General features: G+C 54.9%; 9 protein-coding genes. 3 read left to right on the top strand and 6 right to left on the bottom strand.

Going from position 1 to position 12258, the window contains the following annotated elements:
* Window positions 1-34: 34 nt before the first annotated feature.
* From QZQ97_RS04860 to QZQ97_RS04845, 4 genes are all read right to left on the bottom strand, one after another.
* Window positions 35-748 (bottom strand): flagellar brake protein, encoded by a 714-nt coding sequence (locus QZQ97_RS04860; protein WP_311992480.1) that lies wholly within the window; start codon window positions 746-748, stop codon window positions 35-37.
* A 73-nt stretch (window positions 749-821) separates the two neighbouring features.
* Window positions 822-1604, bottom strand: a complete 783-nt coding sequence (locus QZQ97_RS04855) for an N-formylglutamate amidohydrolase (RefSeq protein WP_311992479.1) — start codon at window positions 1602-1604, stop codon at window positions 822-824.
* Window positions 1605-1701: 97 nt separating this feature from the next.
* Entirely contained in the window at window positions 1702-3423 is a 1722-nt protein-coding gene (gene olsF / locus QZQ97_RS04850; RefSeq protein WP_004944970.1) for an ornithine lipid synthase OlsF, read from the bottom strand.
* A gap of 318 nt (window positions 3424-3741) precedes the next feature.
* Window positions 3742-5463, bottom strand: coding sequence for a lysophospholipid acyltransferase family protein (locus tag QZQ97_RS04845; RefSeq protein ID WP_311992478.1), 1722 nt, complete (start codon window positions 5461-5463; stop codon window positions 3742-3744).
* 1028 nt (window positions 5464-6491) lie between these two features.
* On the opposite strand from QZQ97_RS04845, the gene ogt reads away from it, so the two are divergent.
* The 3 genes from ogt (at window position 6492) to uspE (ending at window position 9246) form a co-directional block, all read left to right on the top strand.
* Window positions 6492-7016, top strand: a complete 525-nt coding sequence (gene ogt / locus QZQ97_RS04840) for a methylated-DNA--[protein]-cysteine S-methyltransferase (protein WP_126482939.1) — start codon at window positions 6492-6494, stop codon at window positions 7014-7016.
* 376 nt (window positions 7017-7392) lie between these two features.
* Window positions 7393-8157 carry an FNR family transcription factor gene (locus QZQ97_RS04835; RefSeq protein WP_006319629.1) on the top strand — a complete coding sequence of 255 codons (765 nt, stop codon included), beginning with the start codon at window positions 7393-7395 and terminating at the stop codon, window positions 8155-8157.
* Between the two features lie 126 nt (window positions 8158-8283).
* Window positions 8284-9246, top strand: coding sequence for a universal stress protein UspE (gene uspE, locus QZQ97_RS04830; protein ID WP_006319628.1), 963 nt, complete (start codon window positions 8284-8286; stop codon window positions 9244-9246).
* Between the two features lie 56 nt (window positions 9247-9302).
* Here the strand turns inward: uspE and pntB are convergent, their stop codons facing one another.
* On the bottom strand, window positions 9303-10697 hold the full coding sequence (gene pntB / locus QZQ97_RS04825) for a Re/Si-specific NAD(P)(+) transhydrogenase subunit beta (RefSeq protein ID WP_006319624.1): 1395 nt from the start codon (window positions 10695-10697) through the stop codon (window positions 9303-9305).
* 10 nt (window positions 10698-10707) lie between these two features.
* Complete coding sequence (gene pntA, locus QZQ97_RS04820; RefSeq protein WP_311992477.1) at window positions 10708-12237, bottom strand: Re/Si-specific NAD(P)(+) transhydrogenase subunit alpha; 1530 nt, start codon at window positions 12235-12237, stop codon at window positions 10708-10710.
* Window positions 12238-12258: the final 21 nt, after the last annotated feature.

The raw sequence follows: 12258 nt of genomic DNA, 5'->3' as shown, positions 1-12258 counted from the left end.
TCGAGGGGCAGCCCGTTGCCCCTGTTCGCCTGCTTCAGCGCTTCTTCTTTTTATTGAAATCCAATTCGAACGCAAACACCGCGCTCTGGATTTTTCTTTCCATGGCCAGGCCGAGATTGATAAAGCGGCACGACAAACGCGAGAAATTTACCGGTTTGTCATCATCGTCCAGCTCCTGATCTTCATTGATCACCATCAGTTCCATATTAACCTTGAAGCTGCCATAGCTGCCCAGATCCAATAGCGCCTTTTTGAACAGGATGCCCGGTTGAAGCTTGTCCGGTAACGGGCCGTCGAAGCGCAAGCCCACACCGCCGGCAGAGAGATCGTGGATCCTTAACTGATATGCGGTGCCATCAGCATATTCGCCGCTGCAGAGAAACTGGCGCCAGTGTGGCGTGGTGACGCGGAACTGGCGGCGGCGCTGAATGTAAACCAGCTCTTTTGGCAGGCAGGTAGAACAGACTTGAACGCCCAGTTGGTCGGTAAATTTGGGTTGGCCGACGGTGAATTCGATCTTCGCGTCGTGGCTTTCAATCACGACGGTAAACTCACCGTCCGCCACGCTATCCGCCTTGTCGCCGCTGAAGACGATATTGTCCGGCCCGACGCTCAATAACAGACTCTGAAACTGCTGCTGCTGGTTAACGACCCGCAGCGGTGTGCGTTGTTTACAAATTTCGCGCAAAATCGCCAGAACTTCAAAACGCTCCCGTTTGATAAACAGTCCGTTATCATTGTGCTCCACACGTCTCTCCTGACTCTTCCCGATGGCGATTACAAATTCCTTGCAGTTATCATCACTGGGAATATTCCTAAAGTCAAATTTGCCAGCGATGCCAGGCCTGTGGGAGCAGTCTTGCGAAGCGTTTTGCCCAGGCCCGCTGGCCCGGTTCATCGGCGATCAGGTCCTGCCGGATCTCGATGCCAACGTAAGGTAACCGGCGTCGTTCCGCATGCACCGGCAAGGTGTAATCCGTCGCATCGGTCATCGCGTAAGGTTCGTTGACTCCTACCTGCAAATCCCCTTCCTCCCGTAGCAACTCAGCCAGCAGGTGGGCAAACTCCGGTTGGCGGTTAAACAGCAATCCAACCTGCCAGGGGCGCGAGTTACCTTTGAACACCGGCGTAAAACTGTGCATCGCGATAATGGCGGTTGGCTTTCCGCGCAGCTGCCGTTCGCCCAGCGTATCGTCAATGCTGTGATGATACGGCAGGAAAATTTCACGCTCGCGGGCCAGCGCGTGCTCGGCATCGATGCCGATATTGCCGGGAACAGGCGTCAGTTCCGACAGATGCGGTATCGAACTGGCGATGCCGGGTGCCCGATTGCAGTCAATCACTAAACGCGAGTAACGCTGATGAATCAACGTGGCGTCCAGATGGCGGCTAAGATGACGTGAAACCGCCAAGGCACCGATATCCCAACCTATATGACGGTCGATTTCACCGGGCGGCAGGCCCAGATCGCCCAAACGTTGCGGTATCGCCTGGCCGGCATGATCGCACAGTAATAAAAAGGGCGCGGCACCCTTGGGTATTTCAACCGCAACGGCGGGAGGCTCATCGGCGGATAGCAATTGCGGGACAAAAGACTGTGACATGCGAAACTCCTGGGTGGGATAAACCCTCATCCTAGCGCTATCCCACCGCTGGCCCCAAGCCGGGGCTTAGATCAAAAACGCATGATTGCGTGGCCGATCACTCTATGCAAGCTTCCTGTGGTTGATGAACAGCAATATAACGCTGGAAGCGCGAGGGTTTAAGCCGGGTGAGATCGACCAGCACCAGCCCGTCGATACAGTTATTGAACGCCGGATCGGTGCCGAAATCAATAAACTGTACCCCGCCCGGCTCACACAGCTCGGTATACTGTTTATACAACGTGGGGATCGAGCAACCGATGTTGCTCAGCAGGCTTTTCAGCCGCACCAGATCCTCTTGATAGTTATCGCCGGCAAACTGCGCCAGAACCTGCGGCAACGAAGCCGGATATGGCTGGCGTGACTGCGCCAGCGCGCTCCCCGGTGAGAAATACAGCCGGTAGAAGGCTATCAACAAATCCCGCGCTGCCACCGGCATGCCGCCGGAGATGGAGACCGGACCAAACAGATAGCGATACTGCGGGTATTTAGCCAGATAGGCGCCAATGCCCAACCACAGGTAATCCAGACCACGCTTGCCCCAGTAGGCCGGCTGGATAAAGCTGCGACCCAGTTCGATGCCCTGCGCCAGGATCGGCGCCATATCGCGGTCATAATGGAACAGGCTGTTGCTGTAAATACTTTCCAGGCCCTTGCGCTCCAGTTGCTCTGCGGTGGGAATAAAACGGTAGGCGCCGACAATTTCCAGCTCGTCCGCATCCCACAACACCAGGTGATAATAGTCGTCGTCGTAGCTGTCCAGATCGCGCCGACGGCCGGAGCCTTCGCCCACCGCGCGGAAAGCGATTTCGCGCAGGCGACCTAATTCACGCAGGATCGGGGTACGTGCCTCATCCTGGCGGCGATACAGATAAATGATTTTACCGTCCGGCGTTACGCCAAGTTGTTCGCAATTTGCCAGCGCCTTCTTCAGCTCCAGCCGATCCTCAGGCAGGGCAATGGCCGATTCGCTGGCGAACAGCCCTTCCTTGCCCTGGCCGAGACGATAGACGTGACGACGGAAGCGCTCGGCCAAATCTTTGGCGCTGGTGTGGCCATCGTGCCAGTTGGCAAACGGAATGCGGCCGCCAACGCGAATTTTGATACGGCCGCCCTGCTGCTGGAACATTTCACGTACCAGCAACAAGGTGGATAACGGGCGGTAGACCAGCGAGGTGAAGTAAAACAGGTTGCTGTTACGCGCACTGATGTGGATCGGCACAATCGGCGCCCGCGCCTTGGCCGCCAGGCGTAGGAAACCGGTATGCCAGTGGCCGTCGCGAATGCCTTTGGGGCTCATCCGCGACACTTCACCGGCGGGGAACAGGATCAGCGCACCCTGCTTATCGAGTTGCGCCTGCATGCCTTCGATTTGCTTGCGGCTGGTTTTATAGCCTACGTTGTCCACCGGCACGAACAGGCTGCGCAACGGTTCGATATAGGTGAGCAGTTGGCTGGCAACCACTTTCACATCCGGCCGCACCGCCGCGACGGCACGCAGCAGTACCAGCCCGTCCAGCGAGCCGATCGGGTGATTTGCCACCAGCACCACCGGCCCCTGGCTGGGGATGTTTTCCAGGTCGCCGTCTACCAGTTCACAGCTGAGGTTGAAGTAGTCCACCACTTGCTCGATCAAATCCAGCCCCTTCAGATGCGGATAATCAGCGGCAAACTGTTTGAATTCTTTTTCGAAGAGTAAGGTTCTCAGCAGGCTACGCTGCCAGGCAGGGGTATTGCGGTGTGGAAATGCATCTTGCAACAGAGAATCCAAGCTGAACATCGCGTTATCTCCTGGCTTAGTCGCTGCAAACTTATGCCAGCGCCATGACCCTAACATGTCAGTTACATGACAAAAAAATGAAATCCTTCGACCTATCAGGTATAGCAAATTATTGAAGAGAGGGGGGCGATGGTTTTTCCACCATCGCCACCACAGCATTTTAAGCTACTGACACAGGTGCCCGGAGGGATTGATTGCCGGCATGCCGTTACTGCTGCCTATCAAAGCCGCACACTGCGCCAAGGCGGGCTACATCTTCCCCCTGGCGCTATCTCACCGCCGCCCCCAAACCGAGGCTTAGAGCAAAAACGTATGAGATTACTCTACGCAAACTTCCTTCGGCTGATGGACCGCAATATAGCGTTGGTAGCGCGAGGGTTTAATCCGGGTGAGATCGACCAGCACCAGCCCGTCGATGCAGTTGCTGAACGCCGGATCGGTGCCGAAATCAATAAACTGTACCCCGCCCGGCTCACACAGCTCGGTATACTGTTTATACAAGGTGGGGATCGAGCAACCGATGTTGCTCAGCAGGCTTTTCAGCCGCACCAGATCTTCTTGGTAGTTATCGCCGGCGAACTGCGCCAGGACCTGCGGCGATGAAGCCGGATATGGCTGGCGCGACTGCGCCCGCGCGCCCCCTTGTGAAAAATACAGCCGGTAGAAAGCTATCAACAAATCACGCGCTGCCACCGGCATTTTGCCGGAGATGGAGACCGGACCAAACAGATAGCGGTGCTGCGGGTATTTGGCCAGATAAGCGCCAATGCCCAACCACAGGTAATCCAGCCCACGCTTGCCCCAGTAGGCCGGCTGGATAAAGCTGCGGTCCAGCTCGAGAGCCTGCGCCAGAATCGGCGCCATCTCGCGACCAAAATGGAACAGGCTGTTGCTGTAGATGCTTTCCGGCCCCTTGCGTTCCATCTGCTCGACGGTAGAAACAAAACGGTAGGCACCGACAATTTCCAACTCGTCCGTATCCCACAGCACCAGGTGATAATAGTCGTCGTCGTAGCTGTCCAGATCGCGCCGACGACCGCAGCCTTCGCCCACCGCACGAAAGGCGATCTCGCGCAGGCGACCTAATTCACGCAGGATCGGGGTACGTGCCTCATCCTGGCGGCGATACAGGTAAATGATTTTACCATCCGGCGTTACGCCAAGTTGTTCGCAGTTTGCCAGCGCCTTCTTCAGCTCCAACCGATCCTCAGGCAGCGCGATGGCCGATTCGCTGGCGAACAACCCTTCCTTGCCCTGGCCCAGACGATAGACGTGGCGCCGAAAACGGTCGGCCAAATCTTTGGCGCTGGTGTGGCCCTCGTGCCAGTTGGCAAACGGAATCCGGCCGCCAACGCGGATTTTGATACGGCCCCCCTGCTGCTGGAACATTTCACGCACCAGCAACAAGGTGGATAACGGGCGGTAAAACAGCGAAGTGAAGTAAAACAGGGTGCTGTTACGCGCAGTGATGTGGATCGGCACAATCGGCGCCCGGGCCTTGGCCGCCAGGCGTAGGAAACCGGTATGCCAGTGACCGTCGCGAATGCCTTTGGGGCTCATGCGCGACACTTCACCGGCAGGGAACAGGATCAGCACGCCCTGCTTATCGAGTTGCGCCTGCATGCCTTCGATTTGCTCGCGGCTGGTTTTGTCGCCCACGTTCCCCACCGGCACGAACAGGCTGCGCAGCGGTTCGATATAGGTCAGCAGTTGGCTGGCTACCACTTTCACATCCGGCCGCACCGCGGCAATCGTACGCAGCAGCACCAGCCCGTCCAGCGAGCCGATCGGGTGATTTGCCACCAGCACCACCGGCCCCTGGCTGGGGATGTTTTCCAGGTCGCCGTCCACCAGTTCACAGCTGAGGTTGAAGTGGTCCACCACTTGCTCGATCAAATCCAGCCCCTTCAGGTGCGGATAATCGGCGGCAAACTGTTTGAGTTCTTTTTCGAAGAGTAAGGTTCTCAGCAGGCTACGCTGCCAGGCAGGGGTATTGCGGTGTGGAAATGCATCTTGCAACAGAGAATCCAAGCTGAACATCGCGTTATCTCCCGGCTTTGCCGCTGCAAACCTATGACAGCGCCATAGCCCTAACATGTCAGTTACATGACAAAACAATGAAATCCCTCGACCTGTCAGGCGCATCAAATTATTGAAGAGAGGGTGGCGAGGATTTTTCCACCATCGCCACCACAGCATTTAATGCTTCTGAAACGATCGCTCATAGGTACCTGCAGTAAACATGCCGTCGCACATTGCGCCAGAGCGGGCTATATGCGATACATCGCGCACTATACCCGCAACCCTCCCTGCTCACTACAAAAACATTAATTAATCTTCACTATAATCCAGAGTGCGGCATAGCTTCACCCTCTTCACCATTATTCAAGGCAAGCAACGGGGAGAATAAGGGTATGCCTTAAAACATTTTTATACATGAAGGGTTTTTAATGGGTTTGCTTGTTTTAAATCAATGCATTTCACTTAATATTTTGTTAATTACCTTCATGTTGCATCACTTAAAAACAGAAAGTATTGATATCCAATTCACTTATGACACTGGCGTTACAATCACCTGGCGAGATGAAAATAAATCAATATAAATCAACACAATTTATACGTAACACTTTGCATTTTTAATATTCACCCCTACTTATTTAATACGTAAAATTAACGGCACCTCCGTTTCAGTCTGCTATAGGAAAATCACCTGTGATTATGTTACCCATATCACTACATCGCTAAATAAAATATCACATGAATTAATTTTAGTCATAACCGTTGATAGTATAAATAATAACGTCAGGATACATAAAGTCATCATCAATTATAACCAGCCTTGTAATAATAGTGCGCCAATCATGAAAATCGATTAAAAAACCCGGGCAAAAAAACATAAAAATAACTTACCAATAAACATATTCATTAATGACTTCTCGCCATCCGACACCGTCTATTCCTGCGATTGGCAACGTTCCATTGCCCCGCCATCTTCATGTCCGAAATCCGCCATCGCACCGCCACATTTCGTGCAATAATCTCCCCATCAAACGAGAGGAGTAATCAAAATGCAGACCTTTTTTATTGATCGTATGGCGACACCCGTTGGCGAACTGGTGCTGATAGCCGACGAACAGGACCGTTTACGCGCTATCGACTGGACCGAGCACGAAGTGCGCCTGATGAAACTGCTGAATACCCATTACCGCGCCGACCGTTTCCAATTGCAGGAGAAAGCTAACCCCGGCGGCCTGACCGACATCATGCAGCGCTATTTTGCCGGTGAGCTGACCGTGATTGACAGCCTGCCAGTCATGACCGCGGGCACGGAGTTCCAGCGTACCGTCTGGCAGCAACTGCGCCGGATACCCTGCGGCGAGATCATTACCTATGGCGAATTGGCGAAACGCATCGGGCGCCCTACCGCCTCCCGCGCGGTCGGTATGGCCAATGGCTCCAATCCGATCAGCATCGTGGTGCCTTGTCACCGGGTGATTGGTTCACAGGGGGCGTTGACCGGTTATGCCGGTGGCGTACAACGCAAACAGTGGCTGTTGAAACACGAAGGCTATTTGCAGAACGATCTGCTTTAATTGACGTCGCCAGCCGTGCCGGCGTGCTTCTGCGGTGAGAGGGAAAAGAAGTTGGCCGGAGCCAATCAGGCAATATCACCGGGCTCCGGCCATAAATGCGCATCTCATAGGGCAAACACCGATAGTGAAATAGTGCTTACGCTAAAAAACTCGGCCTTACCCGGGGTTTCTGACGATTGCAGACAGCTGTCGGGCGGGAAAAGCATTTGCATAAGTTATGAAAAAATCAAAAGTATTCAGCCAGCTACAGGATAATCAGCGGCATAACAGAACAAAATTCGCACACAATGCCCCTGTTCATGTTAATGCTACTCTTATCACCTGCGGCAAAAGATGTTAAAATTGACGCATATCAATTATTGAACGAGCGTAATCTATGATCCCGGAAAAACGCGTGATTCGTCGTATCCAGTCTGGTGGTTGTGCGATCCATTGTCAGGACTGCAGCATCAGCCAGCTGTGCATTCCTTTTACTCTTAATGCTCATGAGCTGGACCAGCTCGACAACATTATCGAAAGGAAAAAGCCTATCCAGAAGGGCCAGACTCTGTTTAAGGCCGGCGATGAACTGAAATCGTTGTACGCTATCCGCTCCGGGACCATCAAAAGCTACACCATTACCGAACAGGGTGACGAGCAAATCACCGGCTTCCATCTGGCAGGCGATCTGGTCGGTTTCGACGCCATTGGCGGCCTGAAGCATCCAAGCTTCGCTCAAGCGCTGGAAACCGCAATGGTCTGCGAGATCCCGTTTGAAACCCTGGACGACCTTTCCGGTAAAATGCCTAACCTGCGCCAGCAAATCATGCGTTTGATGAGCGGCGAGATTAAAGGCGACCAGGATATGATCCTGCTGCTGTCGAAGAAAAACGCCGAAGAGCGCCTGGCGGCGTTCGTTTACAACCTGTCGCGCCGCTTTGCGGAACGGGGCTTCTCACCGCGTGAGTTCCGCCTGACCATGACCCGTGGCGACATCGGCAATTATCTCGGCCTGACGGTTGAAACCATCAGCCGCTTGCTGGGCCGCTTCCAGAAAAGCGAAATCCTCAGCGTGAAAGGCAAGTACATCACCATCGAAAACGTCGACGCCCTGTCGGTGTTGGCCGGCACACCCCGCATCAACGTAGCCGTAAGCGCCTGATCCTATGCCGGGTCAATAATTCCGCAGAATTATTGACCCGGCACATCTCCACCGCTGTTCTGTTTTTCAATGTTGGGTTACTCTGTAAATTAACAGACTGTTGATTTTCAGCTGTAAGGAGGCCCTATGGCGAAGTATCAGAATCTTCTGGTGGCTATTGACCCCAATCAGGACGATCAACCGGCGTTGCGCCGGGCGGTTTACCTGGTCAAACGGAACGGCGGGCGTATCAAAGCCTTCCTTCCTATCTATGACTTCTCTTACGAGATGACGACCCTGCTCTCCCCCGACGAACGGACGGCGATGCGGCAAGGCGTTATCAGCCAACGCGCCGCGTGGATTAACGAGCAATGCCGTTTTTACCTCGACGAAGGCGTTCCTATTGAAATCAAAGTTGTCTGGCATAACCGCCCTTTCGAGGCAATTATTCAGGAAGTGATCACCGCCAAGCATGATTTGCTGCTGAAAATGGCACATCAGCACGACCGGCTGGAATCGGTCATTTTCACCCCGACCGACTGGCACCTGTTACGCAAATGTCCGTGCCCGGTATGGATGGTCAAAGATCAACCCTGGCCGGAAGGCGGCAAAGCGGTGGTCGCCGTCAATCTGGCCAGCGAAGAACCCTATCACGATCCGCTGAACATCAGGCTGGTGCAGGAAACCGTCGAACTGGCGCAAAACGTCAACCAGACGGAAGTGCATTTGGTCGGAGCCTACCCTGTTACCCCCATCAATATCGCCATCGAACTGCCTGATTTTGATCCCAGCGTCTATAACGACGCCATTCGCGGACAGCATCTGATCGCCATGAAGGCATTAAGGCAGAAGTTCTGCATTAACGAAGAGTTCACCCACGTTGAAAAAGGCCTGCCGGAAGAGGTGATCCCGGATTTGGCCGAACACTTGCAGGCGGGCGTGGTGGTGTTAGGGACATTGGGCCGCACCGGTATCTCGGCGGCGTTTATCGGCAACACGGCAGAACATGTGATCGACCATCTAAAATGTGACCTGCTGGTGATTAAGCCAGATAACTTCAACTGCCCTATCGAAGTCGATGAAGACGATGAGCACGACGACGAGGACTGATTTTCGGGCATAAAAAAACACGGGCCAATTAAGGCCCGTGTTTTTATTGGCTGCGGTTAAGCCTGCAACGCTCTCAGTATCGCTTCCACACTCTCTTTGGCATCGCCAAACAGCATCTGGGTGTTCTCTTTGAAGAACAGCGGGTTCTGCACGCCGGCGTAACCGGTGTTCATCGATCGTTTAAAGGCAATCACGTTTTGCGCTTTCCACACTTCCAGCACCGGCATGCCGGCGATTGGGCTGCGCGGATCCTCCAGCGCGGCCGGGTTCACCGTGTCGTTGGCGCCGATCACCAGCACGGTATCGGTATCCGGGAAATCTTCGTTGATTTCGTCCATCTCCAACACCACGTCGTACGGCACCCTGGCTTCCGCCAGCAGCACGTTCATGTGGCCCGGCAAACGCCCGGCAACCGGGTGAATGCCGAAGCGCACTTTGATACCGCGCGCGCGCAATTTTTCGGTGATTTCCGCCACCGGATACTGCGCCTGCGCGACCGCCATGCCATAACCTGGGGTGATGATCACCGAAGTGGAGTTCTTCAGCTGCTCAGCCACCTCTTCCGCCGTGGTTTCACGATACTCGCCCATTTCCTCCGCATTGCCGGTCGAGGAACCATCGGTACCGAACCCCCCGGCGATAACGCTGATAAACGAACGATTCATCGCCTTACACATAATGTAAGACAGGATGGCGCCAGAGGAACCCACCAACGCGCCGGTAACGATCAACAAATCGTTGCTCAGCATAAAGCCCGCAGCGGCGGCCGCCCAGCCCGAATAAGAGTTGAGCATCGACACGACGACCGGCATATCCGCGCCACCGATGGAAGCAACCAGATGCCAGCCGAAAGCCAGCGCGATCGCGGTCATCAGCACCAATGCCACCGCCTGCCAGCCCACGCTGTCGGCGCGAACGAACACCACCAGCAGCAGGAAGGAGACGACCAACGCCGCCAGGTTCATCTTGTGGCGATTCGGCAAGGCCAGTGGTTTGGATGAGATGATGCCGCGCAGTTTACCGAAAGCGACAATCGAACCGGTGAACGTGACCGCACCGATAAAGATGCCGAGGAACACTTCGGTCAGATGGATATTCTCCATCACCGGTTCCATCGGCGCGCCGTGATCCAGGTAGCTGTTCAAGCCCACCAATACCGCCGCCAGGCCAACGAAACTGTGCAGCACCGCCACCAACTCCGGCATTTCGGTCATTTCGACTTTTTTCGCCAGATAGACGCCGATGGAACCGCCGATAATCATCGCAATGATGATCCAGCCCACGTTGCCGGAATCCGGCCCGAGGATGGTGGCAATCAGCGCAATCGCCATCCCGGCGACGCCAAACAGGTTGCCCTGCTTCGACGTTTCATGGCGCGACAGGCCGGCCAGGCTGCAAATAAACAAAATAGCGGCAACAATGTATGCAGCTGTAACTAATCCTCCAGACATGTGTTACCCCTTAGTTCTTGCGGAACATCTTCAGCATGCGCTGAGTGACGGTGAACCCACCAAAAATATTGATGCTGGCAATCAGCACGGCGATGAAGGAGAGGAAACTCACCCAGCCGCCGTGACCAATCTGCAATAACGCACCGACCACGATAATCCCTGAGATCGCATTGGTGACCGACATCAATGGGGTATGCAATGCATGACTGACGTTCCAGACCACGTAGTAACCCACCACGCAGGCCAGCGCAAACACGGTAAAGTGAGACAGGAACTCTTTTGGCGCCGCATTGGCCAGCCAGCCGAACAGAACAATCGCCAGCGCGATCAGCCCGTATTTCAGCCAAGGAGAAACCGGTTTTGCCGCCGGTTTAGCGATAGGAGCCGCCGCTTGCGCCTGTTTCGGCTGGGCGGAAACCTGGATTGGCGGAGCAGGCCAGGTCACCTCGCCGCTGCGCACCACGGTGACGCCGCGGATCACGGTGTCTTCGAAGTCGATATCGATTTCGCCGTTTTTCTCTTTCGACAGCAATTTCAGCAGGTTAACCAGGTTGGTACCGTAAAGCTGTGAAGACTGGGTCGGCAAGCGGCTTGGCAGATCGGTATAGCCAATGATTTTTACGCCATTATCGGTGACGGTCACGCGGTCGGCCACCGTCAGCTCACAGTTGCCGCCGTTTTGCGCGGCCAGATCGACGATCACGCTGCCCGGCTTCATCGAAGCCACCATCTCTTTAGTAATAAGCTTTGGTGCCGGTTTACCCGGGATCAGCGCAGTGGTGACAATAATGTCGACCTCTGCCGCCTGGGCGGCAAACAGCGCCATCTCCGCTTTGATAAAGGCTTCGGACATCACTTTGGCATAACCGTCGCCGCTGCCCGCTTCTTCCTCAAAGTCCAGCTCGAGGAATTCCGCGCCCATGCTCTGCACCTGCTCTTTCACTTCCGGGCGGGTGTCGAAGGCGCGCACAATCGCTCCCAGACTCCCTGCGGCGCCAATCGCCGCCAAACCCGCTACACCTGCGCCGATGATCATCACTTTTGCCGGCGGAACCTTACCGGCGGCGGTGATCTGGCCGGTGAAGAAACGGCCAAACTCGTGCGCCGCTTCAACAATCGCGCGGTAGCCGGCGATATTGGCCATCGAGCTCAGCGCATCCATCGACTGCGCGCGGGAGATGCGCGGCACCGAATCCATCGCCATCGCGGTGACGTTACGTGCAGCCAGCTTTTCGATAAGCTCCGGGTTTTGCGCCGGCCAGAGAAAACTGACCAACGTACTGCCCTCACGCATTAACGCGATCTCGTCCTCTTGTGGCGCATTCACTTTCAAAATCAGATCCGATTGCCAGACGTCGGCGGTATCGGTGATCGTTGCTCCTGCGGTTTCATACGCCGCATTGTCAAAACTTGCCAGTTTACCCGCGTCGCTTTCGACAGCGACGGTAAAGCCCAGCTTCAGCAGTTGTTCCACCGTTTTCGGCGTTGCTGCAACCCGGGCTTCATTGGCCAACCGTTCTCTTGGTACACCAATACGCATAATGTTCCCTTCTCACCTGTC

The organism is Serratia sp. root2 (assembly GCF_031931805.1).
Classification (GTDB): domain Bacteria; phylum Pseudomonadota; class Gammaproteobacteria; order Enterobacterales; family Enterobacteriaceae; genus Serratia; species Serratia inhibens.
Note: the sequence above shows the minus strand (reverse complement) of the source record. Positions and strands in the feature narration are given on the sequence as shown.